The sequence below is a fragment of the Rhodanobacter sp. L36 genome (genome assembly GCF_009765755.1).
Classification (GTDB): domain Bacteria; phylum Pseudomonadota; class Gammaproteobacteria; order Xanthomonadales; family Rhodanobacteraceae; genus Rhodanobacter.
Map to the genome: position 1 here is coordinate 179,713 of NZ_LMUV01000004.1, position 26,285 is coordinate 205,997.

Annotated in this window: 24 protein-coding genes; 8 read left to right on the plus strand and 16 right to left on the minus strand. The window is 61.5% G+C overall.

The annotated features are described in order from the left end of the window. Positions 1 to 95: 95 nt before the first annotated feature. Positions 96 to 695 (minus strand): TetR/AcrR family transcriptional regulator, encoded by a 600-nt coding sequence (locus GSQ73_RS07960; RefSeq protein ID WP_158882792.1) that lies wholly within the window; start codon positions 693 to 695, stop codon positions 96 to 98. A 79-nt stretch (positions 696 to 774) separates the two neighbouring features. On the opposite strand from GSQ73_RS07960, the gene GSQ73_RS07965 reads away from it, so the two are divergent. Further along, on the plus strand, positions 775 to 1,647 hold the full coding sequence (locus GSQ73_RS07965; RefSeq protein ID WP_216844745.1) for an SDR family NAD(P)-dependent oxidoreductase: 873 nt from the start codon (positions 775 to 777) through the stop codon (positions 1,645 to 1,647). 103 nt (positions 1,648 to 1,750) lie between these two features. Beyond that, entirely contained in the window at positions 1,751 to 2,383 is a 633-nt protein-coding gene (locus GSQ73_RS07970) for an NAD-dependent dehydratase (protein ID WP_158882793.1), read from the plus strand. Between the two features lie 74 nt (positions 2,384 to 2,457). Here GSQ73_RS07970 and GSQ73_RS07975 read toward each other — a convergent pair whose 3' ends face one another. Continuing rightward, complete coding sequence (locus GSQ73_RS07975) at positions 2,458 to 3,042, minus strand: YceI family protein (protein ID WP_158882794.1); 585 nt, start codon at positions 3,040 to 3,042, stop codon at positions 2,458 to 2,460. A 159-nt stretch (positions 3,043 to 3,201) separates the two neighbouring features. Here GSQ73_RS07975 and GSQ73_RS07980 point away from each other — a divergent pair, with 159 nt between their 5' ends. After that, positions 3,202 to 4,140, plus strand: coding sequence for a LysR family transcriptional regulator (locus GSQ73_RS07980; protein ID WP_216844746.1), 939 nt, complete (start codon positions 3,202 to 3,204; stop codon positions 4,138 to 4,140). A 104-nt stretch (positions 4,141 to 4,244) separates the two neighbouring features. Continuing rightward, positions 4,245 to 4,721: a hypothetical protein gene (locus GSQ73_RS07985; RefSeq protein WP_158882796.1), complete on the plus strand. Its 477-nt coding sequence runs from the start codon at positions 4,245 to 4,247 to the stop codon at positions 4,719 to 4,721. 221 nt (positions 4,722 to 4,942) lie between these two features. Here GSQ73_RS07985 and uvrD read toward each other — a convergent pair whose 3' ends face one another. The 3 genes from uvrD to polA form a co-directional block, all read right to left on the minus strand. Further along, the gene (gene uvrD / locus GSQ73_RS07990) at positions 4,943 to 7,150 is read right to left on the minus strand and encodes a DNA helicase II (protein WP_158882798.1); all 2,208 of its coding nucleotides are present in this window, start codon (positions 7,148 to 7,150) and stop codon (positions 4,943 to 4,945) included. Positions 7,151 to 7,220: 70 nt separating this feature from the next. After that, positions 7,221 to 7,442, minus strand: a complete 222-nt coding sequence (locus GSQ73_RS07995; RefSeq protein ID WP_158882800.1) for a hypothetical protein — start codon at positions 7,440 to 7,442, stop codon at positions 7,221 to 7,223. Positions 7,443 to 7,780: 338 nt separating this feature from the next. Continuing rightward, positions 7,781 to 10,531 (minus strand): DNA polymerase I, encoded by a 2,751-nt coding sequence (gene polA, locus GSQ73_RS08000; RefSeq protein ID WP_158882802.1) that lies wholly within the window; start codon positions 10,529 to 10,531, stop codon positions 7,781 to 7,783. A 93-nt stretch (positions 10,532 to 10,624) separates the two neighbouring features. Here polA and GSQ73_RS08005 point away from each other — a divergent pair, with 93 nt between their 5' ends. Further along, positions 10,625 to 11,134 (plus strand): DUF2782 domain-containing protein, encoded by a 510-nt coding sequence (locus GSQ73_RS08005; protein WP_158882804.1) that lies wholly within the window; start codon positions 10,625 to 10,627, stop codon positions 11,132 to 11,134. A gap of 51 nt (positions 11,135 to 11,185) precedes the next feature. Further along, entirely contained in the window at positions 11,186 to 11,617 is a 432-nt protein-coding gene (locus GSQ73_RS08010) for an EamA family transporter (RefSeq protein WP_158882806.1), read from the plus strand. A gap of 18 nt (positions 11,618 to 11,635) precedes the next feature. Here GSQ73_RS08010 and GSQ73_RS08015 read toward each other — a convergent pair whose 3' ends face one another. The 10 genes from GSQ73_RS08015 to GSQ73_RS08060 all read right to left on the minus strand — a co-directional run bounded on the left by GSQ73_RS08015 (position 11,636) and on the right by GSQ73_RS08060 (position 21,934). Next, positions 11,636 to 12,343: a glutathione S-transferase gene (locus GSQ73_RS08015; RefSeq protein WP_158882808.1), complete on the minus strand. Its 708-nt coding sequence runs from the start codon at positions 12,341 to 12,343 to the stop codon at positions 11,636 to 11,638. 139 nt (positions 12,344 to 12,482) lie between these two features. Then, positions 12,483 to 14,093: a bifunctional phosphoribosylaminoimidazolecarboxamide formyltransferase/IMP cyclohydrolase gene (gene purH, locus GSQ73_RS08020; protein WP_158882810.1), complete on the minus strand. Its 1,611-nt coding sequence runs from the start codon at positions 14,091 to 14,093 to the stop codon at positions 12,483 to 12,485. Positions 14,094 to 14,171: 78 nt separating this feature from the next. After that, complete coding sequence (locus tag GSQ73_RS08025) at positions 14,172 to 14,489, minus strand: helix-turn-helix domain-containing protein (protein WP_254063329.1); 318 nt, start codon at positions 14,487 to 14,489, stop codon at positions 14,172 to 14,174. Between the two features lie 143 nt (positions 14,490 to 14,632). Further along, the gene (locus GSQ73_RS08030; RefSeq protein WP_158882812.1) at positions 14,633 to 15,475 is read right to left on the minus strand and encodes a zinc-ribbon and DUF3426 domain-containing protein; all 843 of its coding nucleotides are present in this window, start codon (positions 15,473 to 15,475) and stop codon (positions 14,633 to 14,635) included. 112 nt (positions 15,476 to 15,587) lie between these two features. Beyond that, positions 15,588 to 16,490, minus strand: a complete 903-nt coding sequence (prmA, locus tag GSQ73_RS08035; protein WP_158882814.1) for a 50S ribosomal protein L11 methyltransferase — start codon at positions 16,488 to 16,490, stop codon at positions 15,588 to 15,590. A 79-nt stretch (positions 16,491 to 16,569) separates the two neighbouring features. Continuing rightward, on the minus strand, positions 16,570 to 17,937 hold the full coding sequence (gene accC, locus GSQ73_RS08040; RefSeq protein ID WP_158882815.1) for an acetyl-CoA carboxylase biotin carboxylase subunit: 1,368 nt from the start codon (positions 17,935 to 17,937) through the stop codon (positions 16,570 to 16,572). Between the two features lie 121 nt (positions 17,938 to 18,058). Beyond that, complete coding sequence (gene accB, locus GSQ73_RS08045; protein WP_158882816.1) at positions 18,059 to 18,520, minus strand: acetyl-CoA carboxylase biotin carboxyl carrier protein; 462 nt, start codon at positions 18,518 to 18,520, stop codon at positions 18,059 to 18,061. 74 nt (positions 18,521 to 18,594) lie between these two features. Next, complete coding sequence (aroQ, locus tag GSQ73_RS08050) at positions 18,595 to 19,059, minus strand: type II 3-dehydroquinate dehydratase (protein ID WP_158882817.1); 465 nt, start codon at positions 19,057 to 19,059, stop codon at positions 18,595 to 18,597. 140 nt (positions 19,060 to 19,199) lie between these two features. Then, positions 19,200 to 19,748 carry a TlpA disulfide reductase family protein gene (locus GSQ73_RS08055; RefSeq protein ID WP_158882818.1) on the minus strand — a complete coding sequence of 183 codons (549 nt, stop codon included), beginning with the start codon at positions 19,746 to 19,748 and terminating at the stop codon, positions 19,200 to 19,202. Continuing rightward, positions 19,748 to 21,934 (minus strand): protein-disulfide reductase DsbD, encoded by a 2,187-nt coding sequence (locus GSQ73_RS08060; protein WP_158882819.1) that lies wholly within the window; start codon positions 21,932 to 21,934, stop codon positions 19,748 to 19,750. Before GSQ73_RS08060 ends, GSQ73_RS08055 begins: the two co-directional genes overlap by 1 nt. Positions 21,935 to 22,182: 248 nt before the next feature. Here GSQ73_RS08060 and GSQ73_RS08065 point away from each other — a divergent pair, with 248 nt between their 5' ends. Together GSQ73_RS08065 and groL are read left to right on the plus strand one after the other, a co-directional pair. Beyond that, positions 22,183 to 22,476: a co-chaperone GroES gene (locus GSQ73_RS08065; RefSeq protein WP_158882820.1), complete on the plus strand. Its 294-nt coding sequence runs from the start codon at positions 22,183 to 22,185 to the stop codon at positions 22,474 to 22,476. Positions 22,477 to 22,611: 135 nt separating this feature from the next. Next, the gene (gene groL, locus GSQ73_RS08070) at positions 22,612 to 24,261 is read left to right on the plus strand and encodes a chaperonin GroEL (protein WP_158882821.1); all 1,650 of its coding nucleotides are present in this window, start codon (positions 22,612 to 22,614) and stop codon (positions 24,259 to 24,261) included. Between the two features lie 75 nt (positions 24,262 to 24,336). Here groL and GSQ73_RS08075 read toward each other — a convergent pair whose 3' ends face one another. Beyond that, positions 24,337 to 26,229 carry an LTA synthase family protein gene (locus tag GSQ73_RS08075; protein WP_158882823.1) on the minus strand — a complete coding sequence of 631 codons (1,893 nt, stop codon included), beginning with the start codon at positions 26,227 to 26,229 and terminating at the stop codon, positions 24,337 to 24,339. Positions 26,230 to 26,285: the final 56 nt, after the last annotated feature.

The following is a 26,285-nucleotide window of genomic DNA, read 5'->3' on the forward strand; positions in this document are numbered from 1 at the left end:
CGGGACAGGCACCGACCAGGAACGCGAAAGAATGAATCAGCGGCACCTCATAGGGCATGCTGCTGGAGGTCAATTCGCAAGCCCGCAAACCAGCATCACATTCGATTCAGAAGATCGAAGGCCTTGTTGATGTGATATGTCAACGGATGTGCTGCCTCGTCTTGCCGCCAGTTTTCCTTTGCGATTCGCAGTGCGCCGATAGCTACCATCGCAGCCAGACGCAGGGTCGGTCGACGTCGTTTGTCTGACCACTTCTCGTACATGGCTTCTGCCAACAACTCTTCCATCTGTACAAGTAGTGCTTCCTTGCGCAGACGAAGTGTATCGATGGATCGGAGAATGCGGTCCGCGACGATGGACTCCTTCGTCTCGTAGGTTGACGCAAGCGACAGGAAAGTTTTTCGGGCTGCCTCGATCGGTGCCAGATCGGGAGATTGCTTCAGGAAAGTGGGTCCCAGCGCGAGCGGAAACTTGCCGCTTTCGTGCGCCATCAGCACATCTTCCTTCGACTTAAGGTAGGAGAAGAAAGTACGACGCGAGATGCCCGAGGCCGCTGCGATCGCATCGAGCGTCGTTGCCTCATAACCGTTCTCCACGAAAAGATTCAGACCCGTTTCGGCAATCCGGTCGAGCGTCAGTTGTCGTTTGCGCTCGCGCAGGTCACTGGGGGCTTTTCCCGAGTTGGGCATCGTCATGACTCTGGCAACAGTGAGTTCGCACACAAGATTACATCACTCTTGACAGCGTATGCACTCGGTGCAATAAATGCACTAAGTGCAATATTGTGCATTGAGTGTAATTATTTGGAGAGAATTCATGTCGACACCAAAGGTCTGGTTTATCACTGGGGCATCACAGGGTTTCGGTCGGGTCTGGACAGAGGCCGCGCTGAAGCGTGGCGACAGGGTCGTGGCGACTGCGCGAAATCCCCAAGTGCTCGATGAGGTCATCGGCACTTATGGCGATGCAGCCCTCGTGCTTCCGCTGGACGTGACCGATCGCGACGCGGTCTTCGAAACCATTGAACAGGCGCATCGGCATTTCGGCCGCCTCGACGTTGTTCTGAGCAACGCCGGTTATGGCTACATGGGCGCGATCGAAGAGCTGCAACCGGAGCAAATCAAGGCCAGCTTCGATACCAACGTGTTCGGAACGCTCTCCGTGCTTCAGGCGGCGCTGCCGATCCTGCGTGCGCAGGGAAGTGGTCACATCCTGACGGTATCGAGCATTGGCGGCGTCATAGGTTTTCCAACCGGCGGTACGTACACCGCAACCAAGTTTGCCGTCGAGGCGATGTCCGAAGCGCTTGCGGCTGAAGTGGCGTCATTCGGTATCAAAGTCACCATCATCGAGCCGGGCCACTTCTCCACGGGTTTTCGCGCCGCCGTGCAGAACCCTCCCGCCATCGATGCCTACGACCCGATACGTCAAGCGATTCGCGCATCCTTCAAGCCGGAGGATTTTGGCGATCCTGCCGCGACGTCCGCAGCGATTTTCAAAGCCGTGGACGCCGTCGATCCGCCGCTGCGTCTGGTACTCGGTTCGACCACCATTCCCAAATTCAAGGCGATCTACCAGGCGCGCCTGAGCAATTGGGAAAAGTGGGAAGCCGTATCCAACGCCGCCCAAGGGCATCAGAGTGTGTGAACCAGAAGGGTTGTCATGCATCGATGATCTTTTATCCCAAAGCAAAACCCGGCGCATCTGCTGCTGCCTGCCTCACTGAAATCACGTGATGGAGATTCCGGAAATGAAACTTCTGCTGCTTGGCGCGACGGGTCTCGTGGGAAGCGAAGCACTGAAACTCGCGCTGGCCAGCGACGCGTTTTCCGAGTTGCTGGCGCCAACCCGGCACCCGCTTGAACCGCACCGGAAGCTGAGCAATCCAGTGACGTCGCGGCTGGAGGAGCTGCTGCCGACACTGGCCTCGTCTCAGGTCGACGCCGTCATATGCGCGCTGGGGACGACACGGGCGAAAGCTGGGTCGAAGAAAGCGTTTCGCCATGTCGACTGCGAACTGCCCGTCGCCTTTGGTAAAGCGGCACATGCGGCGGGCGTGGATACGTACGCCATGGTGACGGCCATGGGCGCCTCGATTGATTCCAGAAGTTTCTACTACCGGACCAAGGGAGAGGTCGAGCAAGGGATTGTGGACATCGGATTTCGGTCGCTGACCATCTGCAGGCCCAGCCTCATCGGTGGGGAACGTCAGGAAACAAGGCGTGCGGAAGGCGCGGCGCTGGTCTTGCTCCGATTCCTGGCGCCGGTGCTGCCGAAGAGGATTCGCGTCAATCCCGCGCAGATCATCGCTGCTTCACTGCTTGATGCAGTGATTGCTGCAAGACCCGGATACCACCAGATCCTTGCAGAACAAATGAACTGAGTTGCGAAAGTGGCGGCGCACCAGTCGGGCTGGTTGGTGCTGCGTTCTATCCCGAGCTCGGTGCGCCGCCGGCACTATTGCTTGATGCCTTCGAAGTTGATCGTGACTTTGACATCATCGCTGATGTAAGGGACATATGCCTTCATGCCGAAGTCGGAGCGCTTGATCGTGGTGGTGGCGGTATAGCCCACCTTGAACACGTTGGTACCCGTGGTGTCCTGCGCCATGCGGTTGAAGGTGGTCTTCAGGACGAGCGCCTTGGTGATGCCGAGCAAGGTGAAATCGCCCTTGATGTCGAAGGTCTTGTCGCCCGTCTTCGTGATGCGGGTGCTCTTGAAGGTCATCGTCGGAAACTTCGCAACGTTGAAAAACATGGCACCTTGCAGGTCCTTGTCACGAGCAACAAAGCCTGTGTCGACACTGTCGGAACCCATCGTCACTTCGATGGTGCTTCGTTCCATCTTGGCTGTATCCATGGTCAGTGTGCCCTGCAGGTCGTGCACGGCGCCGGTGATGTTGGAGAAGCCGAGATGGTTGATGGTGAAGATCGTCTGTGTGTGGGCAGGATCGAGCCTGAAGGTATCGGCGGCCGACGCGGGGGACGCCAGCAACATGCCCACCAGGCATGTCGGCACAATGGCAAGCAGTGGATGTTTCATGGATATGTTCCTTGTTGAGTGGCGCGACTCGGGATGTTCGATCATGTTTTTCTGTCGAACCTGATAGCGCCGGTAACATATCGGCTTGGGCCCGTCGGCATAATTCAGCGCGTCGTCAAAACACTGTTGCGAAAAGAGGAATGACCAAGCGACATGAGCTTGTTTGACGACATGAAAGTCTTCGCGCAGGTCATCGAATCCGGAAGCTTTTCGGGTGCGGCGCGACGACTGGATATCGCCAAGTCGGCGGTGACCCGCCACATTGCGGCACTGGAATCACGCCTTCAGGGCTCGGTGATAAACCGCTCCACCCGTCGCCTCAGCCTGACCGAGATGGGACAGGCGTATTACGACCGTGCACGCCGCATCCTCGATGATGTGGCAGAAGCGGACGAGGTCGCACGGAGTCTTCAGGTCGAACTGATCGGGCGGCTTCGCATCGCTGCGCCGATGTCCTTTGCGCACGCGCACCTGTCGCCCGCCGTCGCCGCCTTTCTCACCGAACACCCACGCGTGGAGATCGAGCTCGATCTCGATGACGAGCACGTCGATTTGATCAACGGTGGTTTCGACCTGGCGGTTCGCATCGGAGCCTTGAAGGATTCTTCGATGATCGCTCGCCTGCTTGCGCCTTGCCGCCGCGTTGTCTGCGCAAGCCCTTCGTATCTGGCGATCCATGGTGAACCAACGACACTCGATGATCTTGAAGCTTTCGATCATCGATGCCTTGTCTACAGCAACCGCCCAGTTGCCGATCAATGGCGCTTCAAAGTTGGCGACACGTGGCAGGTTGCACGAGTCACCAGGCAAAGATTGACTTGCAACAACGGGCAAGCACTGTGCGATGCAGCGATCGAAGGACTGGGACTTGCCGTGCTGCCGACCTTCATGGCGAGCGAACCGATCGTACGCGGCCAACTCAAAATGCTGCTGCGTGACTATCCGCTGGCAGAGCCTTCCATTTACGCTGTCTGGCCGCCTGGAAGGCAGCTTTCAACGAAAGCCCGCGCCATGGTCGAAGCCCTGAGCCAGCGATTCGGTCCGACACCTTATTGGGACAAAAACCTCAGTACAGAACATGAATTACGAAGGTCATAATCTACAAACCGGCACGTTCAGCATGAAGTGCTGCGGTTGCCGTGATAAGTGTGGTTTGGGACCCATGCTCCGATAAGCGATGAGACCGCAAAAGGGGTTCGCTTGTGAACAAGAATCTGGATGACCTCATCAGCCAGGCAGACGAGCAATTGCAGGAACTCGAAACCGAGTTTCAAAAAAAAGAGGCTGCCGGCTCGCTCGAGCAGGACGTCAGTCACGACGCCGCACTTCGATTCAATGAGCCGTCCGAAAAGAACTCCTACGCTGCACGTCACCCGAAACTCATGGGATTCGCGTCACTCGCATTCGCTTCGCTTATTGCAATGCAAATCTACATATCGCTTACGTTGCCGCGTGCAACGGGTCCGTACCATCTGGTCAACGGGACTGTGCAGAGCAGTTCCATTATTTGGTCCGGACGCATTCATTACGGAAGCGTGGCCGCGTCGAAAGTGAAATTACCTGACGGCCGAACGGTCATGATTCGTCTGGACTCGGGTCGGCTACTTCCAGTCGGTACGTCGGTGGCATTTCGTGTTTACGATACCGGCGCAGTAAGAACCGATCGTTGGCTGTTGTAGCTGTTACGCCGTTGCATGGCGGTTCGAATGATTCGCAGCTTTGGGAAGCGTGCAAGCCAACGCGGTGACCAGGTTTTAGCTGGGTGCGAGGCTGATCCACTACATCGTCTACGCCGCAGGTGTCTAATGATCCGGACGTTGGCTTTCCTGATCGTTGCCGGAGCAATACAGCTGATTGCGATCGAGTTCGGCCATGTCTGATTACGGACAGGCCTCGCATTTCAAAGCGGCGTCAGATTCGCGTACGCGGCGACCAGCCATTTGCTTCCGGCGCTTTCGAAGTTCACTTGCAGACGCGTGTGCGCACCGCTGCCTTCGGCGCTGATGACGGTGCCTTCGCCGAAGACGGGGTGGCTGACGCGCTGGCCGAGTTTGACCGGCAGGGATTCGTCAAGTGATGGTTCGAAGGTGGAGCGGCCGGCGTACATCGGTCGCGTGATTTGTACGCGTGGACGGACTTCGTCGATGAGTTCGGCGGGTATTTCGCCGAGGAAGCGCGAGGCGCGTGCGAGCATTTCGGTGCCGTGCATGCGACGCGATTCGGCGTGGGTGACGAAGAGTTTTTCGCGCGCGCGGGTGATGCCGACGTAAGCGAGGCGACGCTCTTCCTCAAGCCGGCCTTCGTCGTCGACGGAGCGTTGGCTCGGGAACAGGCCTTCTTCCATGCCGACCAGAAACACCACCGGAAATTCCAGGCCCTTGGCCGAGTGCAATGTCATCAACTGCACGCAGTCGTCCCACGCTTCGCCCTGGTTTTCGCCGGCTTCCAGCGTGGCGTGCGAGAGGAACGCGGACAGCTCGCTCAGGCCTGCTTCGATGTCGTCGGGCGTGAGTTCGAAACGGCTGGCGACGTTGACCAGCTCGTCGAGATTTTCCACGCGCGACTCGGCGTTGCCGCGGCTGTCTTTTTCGTAGAAGTCGCGCAGGCCGGTATGCGTGATCGCGTGGTCGATTTGTTCGGAGAGGGTGAGGCCCTGATCTTTTTCGATCGATTCCGCCGGCGTCAGCGGCTGCGCGCGGCGAGCCATCTCGTCGATCAACACAAGAAATGCCTTCACCGCGTTCTTCGACCGGCCGGCGAGTTCGCTGCCGCCAAGTTCAGCCAGTGCTGATTCCCACATCGATGTGTTCTCGCCGCGAGCGCGACGACGCAGCACGTCGAGCGTGCGGTCGCCGATGCCGCGCGGTGGCGTGTTGACGGCGCGCTCGAATGCGGCGTCGTCGTGACGGTTGGCGGTGAGTCGCAGGTAAGCCAGTGCGTCTTTTACTTCGGCGCGCTCGAAGAAGCGCTGGCCGCCGTAGACACGATACGGGATGTCGCGCTGGATCAGCTGTTCTTCGAAGTTGCGCGACTGCGCGTTGGAGCGATAAAGAATCGCGCAGTCCTTTGCGTCGCCGTGTTCGTCGATGTATTCGCGGATGCGTTCGATGACGAAGCGCGCTTCGTCCTGCTCGTTGTATGCGGCGTACAGCGCGATGCGCTCGCCGTCGTCGCCCGCCGTCCACAACTGTTTTCCGAGCCGGCTGCCGTTGCGCGAGATGACGCTGTTGGCGGCCTTGAGAATGTTGGAGGTGGAGCGGTAGTTCTGTTCGAGCTTGATGGTCCGTGCGCCCGGGAAATCGCGCAGGAACTGCTGCACGTTTTCCACTTTTGCGCCGCGCCAGCCATAGATCGCCTGGTCATCATCGCCGACCACAAACACTTGTCCGCTGGCGCCGGCGAGAACGCGAATCCACGCGTACTGTAACGTGTTGGTGTCCTGGAATTCGTCGATGAGCAGGTAGCGCCAGCGTTGCTGATAGTGATCGAGCACGGCGGGATTCTTCAGCCACAACTCGTGCGCGCGCAGCAGCAATTCGGCGAAGTCCACGAGTCCCGCGCGACGACAAGCATCTTCGTACGCCTGATAAATCTGCACGAAAGTGCGTGCGACCGGATGATTGCCGTGTTCGATCCCGTCGGGCCGCTTGCCTTCGTCTTTCCAGTTGTTGATCTGCCAGCTTGCCTGACGCGGCGGGAATTTCGCATCGTCCAAACCGAGCCCGGCGATCACGCGCTTGACCAGTCGCAGTTGATCGTCGGCGTCGAGAATCTGGAATGTTTCCGGCAGGCCCGCCTCGCGCCAGTGACGGCGCAGCAGGCGATGCGCAATGCCGTGGAAGGTGCCGACAGTGAGGCCCTGGATGCCGCCGGGAATCAGCGCATCGAGTCGCGCGCGCATTTCGCCGGCGGCCTTGTTGGTGAACGTGACAGCGAGAATCGCCCAGGGCGGCACGCGCTCGACCTGGGTCAGCCAGCCGATGCGATGAGTGAGGACACGGGTCTTGCCGGAGCCGGCGCCGGCCAGCACGAGATAGTGGCCGGGCGGCGCGCAGACGGCTTCACGTTGGGCGTCGTTGAGCGGATCGATCAGATAGGAGACATCCATCCGATCCATTGTACCGGGCACCAACAAAAAACCGCCGCGAGGGCGGTTTTTCTTCGTGCTGTTTGCTGGCTCAGCGCTTCTTGCTGACGATGCCGCCGACGAGCAGCAAGCCGCCGACCACGATGCCGGCAATGCCCAGCCACTGCGGCAAGGCCTTGTCGTGCGTGGCTTCGATCTTGGCGGAGCCGAGCTGCGCCACGGTATCGGTTTTGCTGTAGCTGCCGTTGCCGGCGGTGACCCAGATGCCGGCGGCCAGCAAGATGATGCCTGCAATGATCAGACCTGCGCGCATGGTGTTTCCCCTCGTCGAATGTGCGCGGAGTATGCGGCGCGCGCGTGTGTAGAAACGGTACAGGCGCGATCGCGGGCACAAATCGCGGGCAAAAAAAGACCCCGAAGGCTAGGGGGAACCTTCGGGGCCGGGGACGCGAAGACCCAGGGGAGAGGTTCGCGTCCGGTTGGCAGCTCAGGGAGGTGAGTCCGCCGTGGATGCCGTTGCGTGCATCCGAGTAGTTCGAACACGGATTGCAAAGAAAGTTTCAGGGTTCGGAAAAAAATTTAAGGCCGATTCATTCGACGAGGCCATTTCATGAAGACTTAACGCAGTGATCGCGTGCGGCCGGATGAAACTCAGTGCGCCTCGTCCCAGTTGTCGCCCACACCGGCATCGACCAGCAGCGGCACAGCGAGTTCCGCCGCGCCGGACATCCGCTCGATCACCGCCGCGCGCACTTCGTCGACCGAGTCGGCGCGCACTTCGAACACCAGTTCATCGTGCACCTGCATGAGCATGGTGGCGTCGTTGCGATCCTTGAGCCACGCGGCGACCGCGATCATCGCGCGCTTGATGATGTCCGCCGCACTGCCCTGCATCGGCGCGTTCACCGCAGCGCGTTCGGCGCCTTGGCGCAGGCCCTGATTGCGCGAGGTGAGATTTTCCAGGTACAGGCGGCGGCCGAAAATGGTTTCGACGTAGCCATCGCGATGCGCTTGGTCGCGCGTGGAATCCATGTAATTCCGCACGCCGGGATAGCGCGAGAAATAACGCGCCATGTAGTCGCTGGCTTCGCCGCGATCCACGCCGAGTTGCCGCGCAAGACCGAACGCGCTCATGCCGTACATCAAGCCGAAGTTGATCGCCTTGGCCGCGCGACGCTGGTTGGTGCTCACGTCTTCCGGCGCCAGGCCGAATACTTCCGCCGCGGTTGCGCGATGTACATCGCCGCCTTCGCGGAACGCGCGCAGCAGGCCTTCGTCTCCGGAGAGATGCGCCATGATGCGCAGCTCGATCTGCGAGTAATCCGCCGCCAGCACTTTCCAGCCCGGCGGTGCGATGAAGGCTTGGCGGATGCGCCGGCCCTCTTCGGTGCGCACCGGAATGTTCTGCAAATTTGGATCGGACGACGAGATGCGTCCGGTCGCGACCGCGCCCTGGTGATAGCTGGTGTGTACGCGACCGGTGCGCGGATTGACGATGCCGGACAACTTGTCCGTGTACGTGGAACGCAATTTAGCCAAGCCGCGATAGTCGAGGATCAGCCGCGGTAGTTCGTGTGTATCGGCGATCGCTTCCAGCGCTTCCTCATTGGTGGACGGCTGGCCGGTTGGCGTCTTGAGTTTCGCTTGCAGGCCGAGTTCGTCGAACAGCACGGCCTGCAATTGCTTGGGCGAATCGAGATTGAATTCATGCCCGGCCAGCGCGTACGACTGCTGCTGCAACTCCAGCATGCGCTTGCCGAGTTGCTGGCTCTGCGTGCGCAGCACATCGCCGTCGATCAGCACGCCGCGGCGTTCCATCGCGGCCAGCACCGGCACCAGCGGAATCTCGATTTTTTCGTAGACGCCGCGCAGCGCTGGCGCGCTTTCCAGCCGCGGCCACAGCGCGAGATGCAATCGCAGCGTGATGTCGGCGTCTTCGGCGGCGTAACGACACGCCGTTTCGAGATCCACCTGCGAAAACGAAATCTGTTTCGCGCCCTTGCCAGCGACCTGTTCGTACTTGATCGTTTCGTAGCCGAGGTATTTCTTCGCCAGCGAATCCATGTCGTGGCGCGTGGCGGTGGCGTTCCACACATAGGATTCGAGCATGGAATCGTGCAGCAAACCCTGCACGGCGATGTCGTAATGCGACAGGATGTTGATGTCGTACTTCGCGTGCTGGCCAAGCTTGAACTTGTTCGCGTCTTCGAAGATCGGTTTCAGCGCGCGCAATACATCGTCGCGATTCAGTTGTTGCGGCACGCCCGGGTAATCGTGGCCGAGCGGGATGTAGCACGCACGCGCCGCTTCCACCGCGAACGAAATGCCGACGATTTCCGCGCGCATCGCATCGATGCTGGTGGTTTCGGTATCGAACGCGATCAGTTCGGCTGCATGCAATTGTTGCAACCAGATCGCGAACTGCTCCGGCGTGGTGACGAGTTCGTATTCGCCGGGAACAGAGAGCGCCGCGTCGGGCGCTTGTGGGAGCGCACCTTGTGTGCGATCGCTCTCAACGGGAACAGCATCGCGCACTGAGTGCGCTCCTACAGGTTGCCCTTCAGCATCGAGATCTTTCAACGCGGCCTTGAATCCGTAACGCTCGTACATCTCGCGCAACTTCGGAATGTCGCGTTCGCGCAAGGTCAGGTCGCTGGCATGCAGTTGCAGCGGAACGTCGACCTTGATGGTGACCAGTTCGCGCGACAGCGGCAACGACGGCAGTGCTTCGCGCAGGTACTCGCCGATCTTGCCGCCGACCTTGTCTGCGTTGGCCATCACGCCGTCGAGCGAATCGTATTCGGCCAGCCATTTCGCGGCGGTCTTGGGGCCGCACTTGGTGACGCCCGGCACATTGTCGATGCTGTCGCCGGTGAGGCTCAGGAAATCGATGATGCGATTCGGCGGCACGCCGAATTTCTCGATGACGCCGGCGATATCCAGCGTGGTGTTGGTCATTGTGTTGACCAGCGTCACGCGCGGCCCGACCAGTTGCGCGAGATCCTTGTCGCCGGTGGAAATTTCCACTTCCACGCCGAGCGCTTCGGCTTGTCGCGCGATGGTGCCGATGACGTCGTCCGCTTCGACACCCGGCTCACACAGAATCGGAAAACCGAGCGCGCCGACGATGTCCATCATCGGCTGCACCTGCGAACGCAGGTCGTCCGGCATCGGCGGCCGGTGTGCCTTGTATTGATCGTAGAGCGCATCGCGGAAAGTGGGCCCGGGCGCGTCGCAGACGAAAGCAAGAAATTCCGGTTGCGCCTTCAACGTGGCGCGCAGCATGTTGACCACGCCGAACAATGCGCCGGTCGGTTCGCCGCGCGTATTGGTCAGTGGCGGTAACGCATGAAACGCGCGATAGAGATAGGACGAGCCGTCGATGAGGATGAGTTTGGCCATGCCGCATTCTCGCATGCGTCGCCGGGCGCCGCGCTTCACGGAAGCGCTGCGCAGCCGCTGTTATGCTGCGTCACCCCGTACGAGATCGCCGCCATGAAGAATGTCGCCCCGCTGGTATGCGCAAGTTTTCTGCTCACTGCGAGCCTGCTGTCCTCGGGTGCGTTCGCGCAGACCAAGCCATCGTCGGCCAATGTTCCGCCACCGCCAGGCATGAACGATCCGGGCGTACACGCAACGGCACCGGCGACGGCGTCGTCCACCGCCCAACCGCGCACCAGCACGCTGGATTTGAAGCCGCAGGCCTTGCCGTCCATGCAGGACAACGGCGCTGGCATGGGGCGCGACAATTCCGTACCCGAAATCAAGGTGCATCAGCGCGGCGAAGACACCGTGCAGGAATACAGCCGCAGCGGGCAGGTCTACATGATCGTGGTGACGCCCAAGAGCGGCATCCAGCAAACCTATATGGTCGATCCGCAAGGCCGCATCGTTGACGACCACGGCCAGAAGCCGGTGCGTCCGGTGATGTACAAGGTGCTGGAGTGGGGCAAATCCAAGCCAGCCGAAGCGAGCTCGTCGTCGGACGACGACAGCAGCAACTAGGCCACACGTTTCGCACGATCGACGAGTTGAACCCGCGGGTGGAGACGAACGATGCAACTGCGTGAAAGCTGGCTGCTGTTCGCACTCGGCTCCGCATTGTTCGCGGCGCTTACCGCGCTGTTCGGCAAGCTCGGCGTGGTCGGCATCAACTCCAACCTCGCCACCTTCATCCGCACGATCGTGATCCTGTTCGTCACCGCGGGCATTCTGAGCCTGCGCCAGGAATGGTCGAAACCCAGCGGCTTGCCATTGAACAGCTGGGTGTTCCTGATTCTTTCCGGCATCGCGACCGGGCTGTCGTGGCTCTGCTATTACCGCGCGCTGCAGCTCGGGCCGATCAGCAAGGTGGCGCCGATCGACAAACTCAGCGTTGCCCTCGCGATCGTGCTGGGTCTGGTGTTTCTCGGCGAACGTCCGAGCTGGCCGTTGCTGATCGGCGGCTTGCTGATCGTTGCCGGCGCGATGGTGATCGCGTTGTTCTGAGCGGGCGTTTCCGACGCCTTACTGATCATCAAGTTCGGGGTAGTGTCGAAAGATACCGTTCGTGTTGAACCCCAGCCGCCGCGGCGACGCGAGATAACCGGCGATCCCCGGACGCTCGGCCACGCGCTGGTGCAATGCGCGCAACAGCGGCAGCTTGCGACCGAGCCGCTTCATCGCGCGTGGAAACGCATAGTCCAGTCCGGACATCAGCTGGAAGAGCGACAGATCGACATACGAATGTTCACTCAGCGCATGACGGCCGCCACCATGTTCAATCACCTGTTCGAAATAGCCGAGGAATTTCGGCAGGCGCGTCTCGCACAAATCCTTCGAACGCTTTTTCGCTTCGGCTTTTTGATCTTCGTAGTAGAGACCGCTCGCCACCGGATGGTGCGAGTCGTGCACTTCGACGACAAGGTCGGCGATCGTCAACTGGATCTGGTGCGCCCGGATGCGCCGTGACTCGCTGTCCGGAACGAGGCTCAACGGTGGGCCGAGGTATTGCAGGATGTTCGCTACCTGCGCGATGACGAGGCGACCTGTCTTGAGGAACGGCGGCGCGAACGGTATCGCGCCCTGATGTTCGCCACCGAGGTACGGCGTCATGCATGCGTCGCCGTGTTCGCGCGCCATGTCGACGTATTCGGCGCCGGCATCTTCGAGCGCGAGTCGGATGAATTCACCGCGGCCCTGGATGCCCGTCCAGTAATAGAGTTCGTAACGCATGTCGCCTCCGGGTCGAAGACTCAATGCTGGAACGATCGACTTCTACGGAGCGTGTAGGAGCGCACCCTGTGCGCGAATGCTTTTCGTCACGCGCTGAAAAAAACATTCGCGCACAGGGTGCGCTCCTACGGATTCGGCTCTAGTGCCGGAAATGGCGCATGCCGGTGAATACCATCGCCATGTCGTGCTCGTCGGCCGCGGCAATGACTTCGCTGTCGCGCATCGAGCCGCCCGGCTGGATCACCGCGCGAATGCCGGCCGCCGCTGCTGCGTCGATGCCATCGCGGAACGGGAAGAACGCATCGGATGCCATCACCGAGCCGCGCACTTCGAGCTTCTCGTCTGCCGCCTTGATGCCGGCGATGCGCGCGCTATAGATGCGGCTCATCTGGCCGGCGCCGATGCCGATGGTCTGGCGGTCGCGCGCGTAAACGATGGCATTGCTCTTGACGAACTTGGCGACCTTCCACGCGAAGATCAGGTCGTTGATTTCCGCATCGGTCGGCGCGCGCTTGGTCACGATTTTCAGATCGTCCGCGCCGATCATGCCGATGTCGGCGCTCTGCAACAGCAGCCCTGAACCGACGCGCTTGGAATGCACGCCCGGATGCGCGTGAAGGAGATCCCCGTCTGCGGGCAGCGGGATCACCAGCACGCGCACGTTGCCCTTTTTCTTGAACGCTTTCAATGCGTCTTCTGCATAAGCCGGCGCGAGTATCACTTCGACAAACTGACGCTCGACAATTGCGCGTGCCGTCGCGGCGTCCACTTCGCGATTGAACGCGATGATGCCGCCGAAGGCCGAGGTCGGATCGGTTTGATAGGCGAGGCCATACGCGCGTCCGATGCCATCGAGACTCACGGCGACGCCGCACGGGTTGGCGTGCTTGACGATCACGCAAGCCGGCTTGGTGAAGCTGCGTACGCATTCCCACGCGGCATCGGCATCGGCGATGTTGTTGAAGGACAGCTCCTTGCCCTGCAACTGACGGAATGTGGCGAGCGTGCCGGCAGATGGATACATGTCGCGATAAAACGCGGCCTGCTGATGCGGGTTTTCGCCGTAACGCAGATCCATCAGTTTCACGAAGCGGCTGTTGATCTGGCCGGGGAAGTCGGCACGTCCGGCGACGGCGTCCTGCGTTTCGTTGAGTTCGATCGAGGAAAGATAATCGCTGATCGCAGCGTCGTAGTTCGACACGTTATTGAAGGCGGCCACGGAAAGCTTGAAGCGCGTCGCGCGACCGAGGCCGCCATCGCGCTCGATCTCGGCCAGCGCGTCGTCGTATTGATCCGGCGACGTCAGCACCGCGACGTCGTTCCAGTTTTTCGCTGCGGAACGCAACATCGCCGGACCGCCGATATCGATGTTTTCGATCGCCTCGTCGAGCGTGCAATCGGCCTTGGCGACCGTTGCCTCGAACGGGTACAGATTCAGCACCAGCAGGTCGATCGGCGCGATGCCGAGTTCCTTCATCACGGCATCGTCGGTGCCGCGACGACCGAGCAAACCGCCGTGCACTTTGGGGTGCAGCGTCTTGACGCGGCCATCCATGATTTCGGGAAAACCGGTGACGTCGCTCACGTCGGTGACGGCGATGCCGGCGTCGCGCAATGCCTTCGCGCTGCCGCCGGTCGAGAGCAGTTCCACACCGGCAGCGGCCAGGCGTCGCGCCAGTTCGATCAGCCCGGTCTTGTCGGAGACGCTGAGCAGGGCGCGACGAATCGGAATGATCGTGGGCGAAGGCATGAGCGGATTTCCAGAAGGGGAAAGCCGTCGATTATAGCCGTCCGGATGCGTTCGCCGCGGTTGACGACCGCGTGCGGATTACAGCAAGCCGTGTGCAGCCAGCTTCTTGCGCAAGGTGGCGCGGTTGATGCCCAGCGCGCTCGCCGCGCGACTCTGGTTGCCATCGTGAAAAGCCAGCACTTCGCGCAACAACGGAATCTCGACTTCGCGCAGCACCAGCGCGTGAAGACCTTCGGCGCATTCGGTATCGCCGATGTCCGCGAGGTAACGACGAACGGTGCGCGTGACGCATTCACCCAATGCACTCTGCGAAGGTGCGGCATTCGTGGAGGCGCTCGGTGACGAGGTCTGTTTTACGGCCTCGGCAGCAGGCAATCGAACGGCGTTCAAGGACATCTCCCCCTCACGAACAACACGACGGCTACGTGGACCGCTGCATCTGGTTATGGTTGTTGAATCTCTGGATGACGCGTCGAGGCGGCGATAGCCGGCCCGGGCGGGGGATCGAGTCTACCCGTGCCGACGAATAATTTTAAGTGCTATTCGAAACCGAATTCGAAAGCGACCGCCTGATCGCCGGGATCCTGAACCTCCAGCAGCAGCACCGCGTTTTCACCTGGCGCCAATCCGCGTGCGAGCACCGCGCGATCGTCGAGATATTCGTGCGGTTGCAAGCGGCGCATCGAGAGGCGCTGACCTTGCGCGTTCGACAACGTGATGGTGAGCACGGGATATGGCTGCGCGAAGATCGCATCGTTGCGCACGCTCGCGCTGATCATCAGCGCACCGGCGACACTGGGATGCGCCTGCACGTTGCTCGCCACTAATTCGATCTGCTCTGGCGCGGCAATCAGCGGCAATCGGCAACCGAGCGTGCCGCAGGCGCCGCGCAGCCAGCCGCCCGTCGTAGGATCGCGAATCAGCACGTCGCGTTCGGCCCACGCGAGTTGAATGCCGAGCAGCAAGGCCAGCAACACGCCGACCACGACCCACGGCCAGCGACGTTCGCCGGGCTCGCGTGATTTTTTTTCGGCGCGTGCGGATCCGCGTGCAGGCTTCTCGCGCGCGAAACGCGGAGAGAAAACGAGTTGCGAAAAATCTTCGCTGCTTTCGTTTTCGTCCACGACGTGCTCGGGGGCGATGACGACGGCTTGCGGTGCAAGCCTCGGGCGATACACCACCAGGTCGATTTCCGGTGGTTCGAAGGCAGGTTCGTTGACCGCGAGTTCCTGGAACGGCTCGGGCGGCAGTTGATCGGTGAGCGTGGCGATGCTGTCGAAGCTTGCGCCGCAATGACCGCAGAGAACGTGGCCGTGCGCCTGGGCGATGGTGTGCGCGTCCAGCGAAAAAACGGACAGGCATTCAGGGCATTGGGTATACATGCAGGCCGGCGTGATCGGTGTGCAGCGAGTTTAGCAGTCTGCCGGCGACACACCCGGCGACGCGTCGCGTTTCGCGCGATTCATTCGCACGACTCGCGCCATGCTTGCGCGGTCAGGCGCGCCGGCAACCGCTGATGCGCACCCAGTCTTCTCGCGTATCCACGCGCAGGCCATCGAACCATTCGGCGTAACGCAGCAGCAGGTCGTCCTGCTGGCCGACGAGGATGCCGGAGATCGCGAACGGCGCGCCGGGTTTTGCGGCCTTCGCGAAAATTGGTGCGAGCTCGCCGAGCGGCCCGGCGAGAATGTTGGCGATGAACACGTCGGCGGGTTCGACGTCGAGTTCGTCGGGCAGGAACAGCGCGAGGCGATCGGCCACTTCGTTGCGCTCGGCATTGTCGGCTGATGCAATCAGTGCCTGCGGATCGTTGTCCACGCCGATGGCGCTGGCGGCGCCGAGTTTCAGCGCGGCGATGGCGAGGATGCCGGAGCCGCAGCCGAAATCGGTCACCGATTTCCCGGCAAGCTGCAATCCGTCCAGCCATTCCAGACACAGCGCTGTTGTCGGATGCGTGCCGCTGCCGAACGCGAGCCCCGGGTCGAGGCGCACAACCACGAGTCCGGCGTCGTCGCGCGGCGGTTCGATGTTCCAAGGATAGATCCACAACCGGCGACCGAACGGCATCGGCTCGAACTTGTCCATCCACGCGCGCACCCAGTCCTGATCGGCGACGTCGCGAAACAGCAGCTGATCCGGCTCCAGCCACGGCAGCAGTTCGCCCAGCGTTTCGGTGAGACCGCGGCGATCGGTGCCGACGTCGAACAGGGCGTTCAACGTGATCGTCGGCCACAGTGGCAACTCACCCACGCCCGGTTCAAAGATCGCCTGCTCGTCGGGCGTTTCCGCGTCGGCATCCTGCAGCGTGATCGACAGCGCACCGAGATCCTCGAGCGCTTCTTCCACGCGCGGCTGCTGCTCGACGCGAAGGGTGAGGGAAAGTTCTAGCCAGGGCATGCGATGTCCGTGGAGTGTGGCGAAGCAGCGGCATCGGCGACGCGATGGGATCGCGCGCGATGCCGCCATCACGACGCGATCAGTGATCGGTCGGCGGATGACCTTTCTGTTCGGCCATGCGTTTTTCGAGGTAGTGAATGTTCTGGCCGCCGTGCTGGAAACCGGCGTCGGCCATGATCCGTTGCTGCAGCGGAATGTTGCACTTCACGCCTTCGATCACCGTTTCGGCGAGCGCCAAGCGCATGCGCGCGATGGCGGTTTCGCGGTCGGGTCCGTGCACGATCAGCTTGCCGATCATCGAATCGTAGTTCGGCGGAATCTTGTAGCCGTCGTACAGGTGCGTGTCGACGCGCACGCCGGGACCGCCGGGCGCTTCGAAGCGCTTCACGGTGCCGGGGCTCGGCATGAACGTGTCGGGATCTTCGGCATTGATGCGGCATTCGATCGCGTGGCCGCGAATGACGATGTCTTCCTGACGAATCGACAGCTTTTCGCCGCCGGCGATCAGCAACTGCTCGCGCACCAGATCGATGCCGGTGATCAGTTCGGTCACCGGATGCTCGACCTGGATGCGGGTGTTCATCTCGATGAAATAGAAGCGGCCGTTCTCGAACAGAAACTCGAACGTGCCGGCGCCGCGATAGCCGATGCGAACGCACGCATCAACGCAGACCTTGCCGATTTCGGCACGCTGTTCCGGCGTGATGCCGGGCGCGGGCGCTTCTTCCACTACTTTTTGATGGCGACGTTGCATGGAGCAATCACGCTCGCCGAGATGGATCGCGTTGCCCTGGCCGTCGGCCAACACCTGGATTTCGACGTGGCGCGGATTCTCCAAAAATTTTTCCATGTACACCTGTTCGTTGCCGAACGCGGCCTTGGCTTCGGCCTTGGTCATGGTGACCGCGTTGCCGAGATGCGCCTCGGTGCGCACCACACGCATGCCGCGGCCGCCGCCGCCGCCGGCCGCCTTGATGATGACGGGATAGCCGATCTCGCGCGCGATGCGCACGTTCTCGTCGACGTTCTCGCCCAGTGGTCCACCCGAACCAGGCACGCAAGGGACACCGGCGGCTTTCATCGCGCGGATCGCCTGCACCTTGTCGCCCATCAGGCGGATCACTTCGGCGGTCGGGCCGATGAACACGAAGCCGGATTGCTCGACCTGCTCGGCGAAGTCCGCGCGTTCGGATAGAAATCCGTAACCCGGATGAATCGCCTGCGCGTCAGTGATCTCGGCCGCCGCGATGATGCGTGGAATGTTGAGGTAGCTGTCGACCGATGGCCCCGGCCCGATGCACACCGATTCGTCGGCGAGGCCGACGTGCTTCAGGTTGCGATCCACAGTGGAATGCACGGCCACGGTCTTGATACCCAGACTGTGGCAGGCGCGCAGGACGCGCAGCGCGATTTCGCCGCGGTTGGCGATGACGACTTTTTCTAACATGGGAGCTCCAAGGAGCGGAAAACAGGGAATGGGCCACGGGGAACGGAAAGATCAAAAGCGCGGTGTCGCAGCCCCTGTATTTCCCGTTGCCCTTTTCCCTTTCCCCGTTTCCGCTCGATCATCAGGCAATCACGAACATGGGTTCGTCGAATTCCACCGGCTGGCCGTTTTCGACCAGAATGGCTTGCACGGTGCCGGCCACATCGGCCTCGATTTGGTTGAACATTTTCATCGCCTCGATGATGCCGAGCGTCTCGCCGGCCTTCACTTGCTGGCCGACCTTGGCGAATGCCGGCGTGCCAGGCGTGGCCGACGCGTAGAAGGTACCCACCATCGGCGCTTTCACCACATGACCGGCAGGCAATGCGCTGGCGGCTGGCGCGGCTTCTGCGGCCGCTGCCACCGGAGCCGGAGCGGTAGCGATGGCCACTGGCGCTTGCGCGGCTGGAGCCGGTGCGGCAGGCGCGGTGTTCTTGGGCACGCGCGACAGGCGCACGACCTCTTCGCCTTCCTTGATCTCGAGTTCGGCGAGGTTGGATTCCTCGAGCAAGTCGATCAGCTTCTTGATTTTGCGCAAATCCATCGGATCAGCCTTTTGTCGGTCAGGCCACGCATGGCCGGAGGGGATTGAATAGGTGGACCACGTGGTCGTGTCGCTTACGAGCCGGCAGTGGATTCGTTGGGCGAGGGAAGCCGGCGGATGGCCGCGTCGAGCGCCAGCCGGTAGCTGTCTGCGCCAAAGCCGCAGATCACGCCGATCGCGATATCCGACAGATAGGAGTGGCGCCTGAACGACTCGCGCGCATGCACGTTGGACAGATGCACTTCGATGAATGGAATCGCCACCGCGGCCAGTGCGTCGCGCAGCGCAATGCTGGTGTGGGTAAACGCGCCGGCATTGAACAGGATCAGCGCGGTCTGGTCGTCGCGTCCCTGCTGGATGCGGCCGATCAATTCATGTTCGGCATTGGACTGGAACCACGCAAGCTCATGCCCGGCGGCCTGCGCGCGATCGGCAAGTTGCTGGTTGATATCGGCCAACGTGTCGCTGCCGTAGATGTTCGGCTCGCGGGTGCCCAGCAGATTGAGGTTGGGTCCGTGCAGGACCAGGATTTTCGCCACGAAACCATCCCGCTTGCGTCCGGCAGCCCGCCGACCGGGCGAAGTGTGCGCGCAGAGGTGAATGTTGTCCAGTTCAGCGCAGATCGGCGATGTTTGACGTAGAAGCGTCAGATTGCCGTGCGGAAGCGTATGCCTGACGGTTAAGGGCGTGGAGCCCCGATCAGCCAGCTTTCAAGCTCCGATGACGTCAGGGCGCCCACATGGGTCGCCATGATTGTTCCATTGGCGTCGATCAGAACGCTGTAAGGCAGCACGGTTTGCGTATCGCCGAAAAGCGCGGAAGTGCTTGGGTCTGCAAGGTCGCCGAGCAGGATCGGGTAATCGAGCGGATGCGTCGCAAGGAACCGGCGCACGTGTGCCGGATCGTCCATTGCGATGCCGATGATGACCGGACCGTTGTTACCGGTTCTCGCCTGCGCGCGATTCAGCGCTGGCATTTCCGCAAGACACGGCACGCACCAGCTGGCCCAGAAATTCAGCAGCACGCGGCGGCCGTGGTTATCCGCCAGACGATGCGGTTTGCCGTCGAGGTCGGGTAGAAGGAACGCGGGCGCGGGCTGGCCGATCAGCGTGGTATCAGTCAAACCACCGTACGACGTTGAAGGCTGGTTGCGATGCTGCACATAACCGCCGATGACCGAGGCGACCACGGCCAGCGTGAGGATCAGCGTGTTGCTGCGGCTGAGCATCAGCGCGCCGCTTCCGTCAGCGCCTGCTCGACCATCGACGATGTCAGCACGGTCGACAGCTGGTTACCGGCGCCGCCGTTTCGCGGAAACACCACATACAGCGGCACGCCAGGCGAGTGATATTGCTGCAGGAACGCGCTGATGGTCGGGTCGACGTCGGTCCAGTCGCCTTTCATGTAGACCGCGCCGGTCTGCTTGAGCAGGGCGTGGAAAGCGCCGGTATCGAGCACCGTGTGTTCGTTCGCCTTGCAGGTGACGCACCAGTCGGCGGTCATGTCGACGAATACCGGCGTGCCCGCCTTGCGCAATTCGGCCAGTTTGGCCGGGCTGTAGGCCACCACGCCGGTTGCCGTCGCCGCGGCGGTCGTCGGGCGTTGAACCTGCGCGAGCAGATACAGCGGCGCCAGCGTCGCGAGCGCCAGCAGCGCAACCAGGATTTTGCTCAAGCCCCCATGTGAACGGCTGCGCTCGAACCACCACAGTGTCATCGCCAGCAACACCATCGCCACCAGCACCAGTCCGACGGCATCGGCGCCGCGCTGGTTTGCCAAAACCCAGACCAACCACACGGCGGTCAGGTACATCGGGAAGGCCAGCACCTCTTTCAGCGTTTCCATCCAGCGACCCGGCCGCGGCAGCAACCGAGCCAGCGCCGGTACGAAACCGATCAGCAGGAACGGCAACGCAAGGCCGACGCCCAGCGCGAGAAACACCAGCAGCGCAGCGAGCATCGGGGCTGCGAAAGCGTAGGCGAGCGCACTACCCATGAACGGCGCCGTGCACGGGCTGGCCACGACGACTGCGAGCACGCCAGTGAAAAAATCGCCCGCCGGGCCCGAGCGCGAAGCCAGTCCCGCGCCGGTATTGCCCAGCGATGTGCCGAACTGCACCACGCCCGACATCGACAAGCCTACGGCCAGCATCACGCACGCAAGCACGCCGACCAGCAACGGTTGCTGCAACTGCGTGCCCCACCCAAGTGCATGCCCGGCGGAGCGCAAAGCGAGAATGCTCATGCCAAGCGCGGCAAAACTCACCAGTACGCCCGCGCTGTAAAACAGTGCGTGGCGACGGGCAGTAGAACGGCTCTCGCCGCTTTCCAGGACGTTCACCGCCTTGATCGACAGTACCGGCAAGACGCACGGCATCAGGTTCAGCACCAGGCCGCCACCGAGTGCGAGGAGCAATGCGGCAAGCAGGCCGGGCGTCGATGCATTTCCGCCGGTGCTGCCGGGCGGCATTTCCGGCGCGGTCGCCACCGTCTGGCCTGTCGAAGCGAGGCCGTTGCCCAAGTCAACCGTCACCGCGCGTGTCATGAGCGGATAGCAAAGTCCGCCATCCTGACAACCCTGGAAACTCGCCTCGATCTTCAACTGTTTGTAATCGCCGGGATCGCCTGTCACTGCTACCGGCAATTCCACCTGGTCGAAGTAAACGATGACGTCGCCGTAGTGACTGTCGTGGTGCTTGGTGCCGGCGGGCCATGCCGGCTTGAGACCGAGCACCGCGACATCTTTCAATGTCAGCGAGGTCTGGTCGCGATACAGGTAATACCCTTTAGGCATCGTCCAGCGCAGCAGCAACTGGTGCGGATTCTGCGCCAGCGCCTCGAAACGGAACGCCTGCTCTGCCGGCAGCGGCGCCGTATCCGTTCTCGCCATCGAACTCGAACGTCCACCGAGAATGCCGTCCAGCCCATGTCCCGGCGCCGGTATCGCGCTCGTTGCCGAGGCCGGCAGGGGCAGATCCAGCGACTCGGTATGCGGCGGATAGCAGATTTTCGGATCGACTTCGTGGCAGCCCTGATATTGGACGCTCAGCTTCAGCCGCTGCGTTCCGGGCGTCACGCTGTAAGGCAAGGTCGCGTCAATGTTGTGGTGATAGGTCTCCACGTCACCGAGGTATTCGTCGTGATGTTTTTCGCCATCAGGCAGATGGGCTTGGCCCAGCGTGACGCCATCGCCCGCCTTGAATTTCATCCGGCCGCGGTAGAGGTAATAGTCCTGGGCGATCGTCCAGTGCAGTTTGACGACACCGGGCGTCGAGGCATCGGCGCTGAGTTTGTACGCGTCAGTGACATCCAGCAGGCTGGAGACATCCTGGGCGTGCGCCACCGACGCGCCGAGCAGCAGCATCAACCACATCATCAATGGAAAGGCCTTACGGCCGATGAGCAGCGGTCGCATCGTGACTCCGGTGTTGGGCCTGCGGGGACAGGGATCGCACATTATGGACCAGTCCGACCCATCGACCATTTCGATCGCCGCCCTTGAAACGATCGTGCAACCACCCAATTAGCTCTACCCGTAACCGAACCGCTTGCAGCGGCGACCTATACCGCTAAAATTGGCACTCGCCTTATCCGAGTGCTAGCAGCAAGTATGTTTCGGTCTGCGAAGCCTTGTCCCATCTCAATCGTTAGCTGGAGTTGTCCATGAGCACACTGCGTCCGTTGCACGACCGCGTCATCGTCAAGCGCCTGGAAGAGGAGCGCGTCTCCGCCGGCGGCATCGTCATTCCCGACAGTGCCACCGAAAAGCCCACCCGCGGCAAGGTTGTCGCTGCAGGCACTGGCCTGATCATGACCGACGGCAAGGTTCGCCCGATGTCGCTGAAGACCGGCGATACGGTTCTGTTCGGCAAGTACGCCGGCCAGGAAATCAAGATCGACGGCGAGGATCTGGTCTTCCTGAAGGAAGACGACATCGTGGCGGTGATTGAGGGTTGAGTTGTTGGGGCTTGGTATTGGTGTGGCGCGAAGATCAAAGATCACAACCGCGCACCCAGTCGCCTTTGGCTCCTTCTGCAATATCTGCTCGACTACAAACCGTTTCCTATCAATTTTTTTTGAGGCAAAAAAATCATGGCAGCTAAAGAAGTACGTTTCGGCGAAGACGCCCGCGCACGCATGTTGAAAGGCGTGAACACCCTGGCCAACGCGGTCAAGGTCACACTCGGCCCGAAGGGTCGCAATGTCGTGCTCGAGAAGAGTTTCGGCGCGCCGACGATCACCAAGGACGGCGTGTCCGTCGCCAAGGAAATCGAACTGGCCGACAAGTACGAGAACCTCGGCGCGCAGATCGTCAAGGAAGCCGCATCGAAGACCTCCGATGTCGCCGGTGACGGCACCACCACCGCGACGGTGCTCGCGCAGGCGTTCATCCAGGAAGGCCTCAAGGCTGTGGCCGCCGGCATCAATCCGATGGATCTGAAGCGTGGCATCGACAAGGCCGTCGCGGCTGCCGTCGGCGAGCTGAAGAAGCTCTCCAACCCGACCGCGAACGACAAGGAAATCGCCCAGGTCGGCACGATCTCGGCCAACTCCGACACCAACATCGGCGACATCATCGCCACCGCGATGAAGAAAGTCGGCAAGGAAGGCGTGATCACGGTCGAGGAAGGTTCGGGCCTTGAGAATGAACTCGACGTGGTCGAGGGCATGCAGTTCGATCGCGGCTACCTGTCGCCGTACTTCATCAACAACCAGCAGAGCCAGCAGGTCGAGCTGGACGATCCGTACATCCTGATCCACGACAAGAAAGTGTCGAACGTGCGCGAGCTGCTGCCGGTGCTGGAAGCCGTCGCTAAGGCTGGCAAGCCGCTGCTGATCGTCGCCGAGGAAGTGGAAGGCGAGGCGCTCGCCACGTTGGTGGTCAACACCATCCGCGGCATCGTCAAGGTTGCGGCCGTGAAGGCGCCGGGCTTCGGCGATCGTCGCAAGGCGATCCTGGAAGACATCGCCGTGCTGACCAATGGTCAGGTCGTGTCCGAGGAAGTGGGCCTGTCGCTGGAAAAGACCACCATCGGTGATCTGGGCCGTGCCAAGCGCATCGTCATCACCAAGGAAAACACCACGATCATCGATGGTGCGGGTGAGGCTGAAAAGATCCAGTCGCGCATCGGCCAGATCAAGGCGCAGATCGAAGAGACCTCGTCCGATTACGATCGCGAGAAGCTGCAGGAGCGCGTGGCTAAGCTGGCCGGCGGCGTTGCGGTCATCAAGGTCGGTGCCGGCACCGAGATCGAAATGAAAGAGAAGAAGGCTCGCGTCGAAGACGCCCTGCACGCCACGCGCGCAGCCGTCGAAGAGGGTGTGGTGCCCGGTGGTGGCGTTGCGTTGATCCGCGCGCTGAAAGCGGTCGAGAATCTGAAGGGTGACAACACCGATCAGGATCTTGGTATCGCGATCACCCGTCGCGCGCTGGAATCCCCGCTGCGCGCCATCGTCGCCAACGCCGGTGAAGAGCCGTCGGTGGTGGTCCAGCGCGTCAAGGAAGGTACCGGCAACTTCGGCTACAACGCCGCGACTGGCGTGTTCGGCGACATGGTCGAGATGGGCATCCTGGATCCGACCAAGGTGACCCGTTCGGCCCTGCAGCACGCCGCGTCGGTTGCCGGTCTGGCGATCACCACCGAGGCGATCGTTGCCGAAGTTCCCAAGAAGGACGACGGCCATGGTCATGGCGGTGGTCAGGGCGGCGGCATGGGCGGCATGGGCGGTATGGACTTCTAAAAGTCCATTTTCCTGCAAGAAAAAACCCCGCTTCAGCGGGGTTTTTTTTGACATTCGAAACCGAAAGAGAAAGGCCTAGTGCGATAGCGCCGTGGTCGCTGGCGGTTGTGACGGCATGGCGCTGCTGCTGTGGGCGATGCCGCCGGTGGGCATGTCTAGCGCGGGCAGCAGCTTGTCCAGTTTGCCGTCCATGCGCAGTTGGTCGACGCTGTCCATCGCCGTATCGATACGTTGTTCGTCGCTACCTTCTGCAGGCGGCGGTGCGCCGGGCGCTTCAGTCAACTCGGCGAGTTGCGGACCCACCAATTTGGTAAGCGTGTAGTACGGGTCGTCGTGAATGCCGGCCTGTTCGAGCAACTTGCCCGGCAGCAACCAAGCGGCCGTATCCAGCGACGTGGCCGCGCCCTGATAACGCGGATCGACCAGCAACCAGGTACCTGCCTGACTCAGCATGTTGCCACCATCGACGAAGCCGGTGGCGTCGTAGCTGTTGCTGAGCGCGGGAAGGTGATCGCCATAGAAAAGAATCAGGCTCGGGCGCTTGCGCTGCGCCAGCCACTGCGCCAGTCGTCCGAGCTGCTTGTCGGCATGCTGAATGTGATACAGGTAAGTTTGCAGCTCCTGCTTGTCTTTCCCGGCGATGCCGTCAGGAACCGGAATAGCGTCGCGCTCGGCGGTGTTTGCCGGCTGCACGTCGTAAGGACCGTGTGCCTCGATGCTGATCGCGAAGATGAATTGCGGCGGCCCGTTGTCCTTCAGCTGCGTCATGATCTCGTCGGTCATCGCGCTGTCGGTCATGTACATGCCGTCTTTCGCCGCATTCGGCGGGAACGACGACTGCGAAACAAACTTGTCGAAGCCCAGCGCCTTGAACGCGGCGGTGCGATTCCAGAAAGCGGGATCGTTGCCGTGCAACGCCATCGTGTCGTAACCATGCGCCTTCAGCGCGCGCACCAGGCTCGGCACTGCCTTGTGGCTCATCTGCAGATACGGAAACTGCAGGTTGTCGAAGTAGCGCAACGACAAGCCGGTGAGAACTTCGAATTCGGTGCGGATGGTGCCGCCGCCGAACGTCGGCACGTGCAACCGGCCGCTGATGCCGTGCGCCGCAAGGCGACGGAGGTTTGGCGTGAAGTGGCTCTGCTCATAGCCGTGCACGATCGTCGGATCGAAAAACGATTCGCTCTGGATCACCACAATGTCCGGCAGTTCAGCATTGGCCGGCGACATCATCGACTGGCGCAGCGCATCCGACGACTGGCTGATCAGCTGCGTCGCCGCGTTGCGATCGGGCTTGCGCTTGCCGTTGCCGTATTGCAGGTGAAACATCATCAGCGAACTGACCACGCCGGAGTGCGCAGCGGTCGACGAGGCCGACCACGGCTCCAGCCACAGCACCTGGCCGTTGTAGATTTTCGCCCACGCGGCGACGCCGACCAGCATGCTGATCATCACGGCAGCGAGCGCGCCTCCGGCGACCAAACGTTTGCCGCTGGTGCGGCGCGCAAACAGTGGCGGCTCGAACCGCCACATCGCGACGATCAGCGCGATACCCACAAGTAGTCCGAGATACGGCCACGGACTGTGTGGCAGATAACTGCCCAGCAGATGTGCACCGCCCTTGCGCAACTGGCCGACCATCCGGAAATCGTCTGGCAACAGCGGCGTGCCGAGATTGGCGACCTTCAACGCGTTCACGCCGTAGATCAAACCCTGCAACAAAAACGCCAGGCCGAACGAGAGCAGCACGCGGCGGCTGATCACCAGCAGGATGCCCGCCAGCAACAAGCCCGGCCACGCATTGGCGAACAGGAATCGCGGTTGATCGAGGAATCGCGCGGGCCTCACGCCTACACCGCCGTCGATCAGGCCGGTCAGCAGCACAAACGCGATCGTCAGCAACAGCACCAGCACGACGCGTGGGGCCAGGCTGCGCCAGCCAGATGAACCTTCGGGGGTGAAAAGCATGGCGGTCCTGCGGGTGTTGTCATGGTTCGGAGGCAGAAATGTAATCTGGCCCAGAT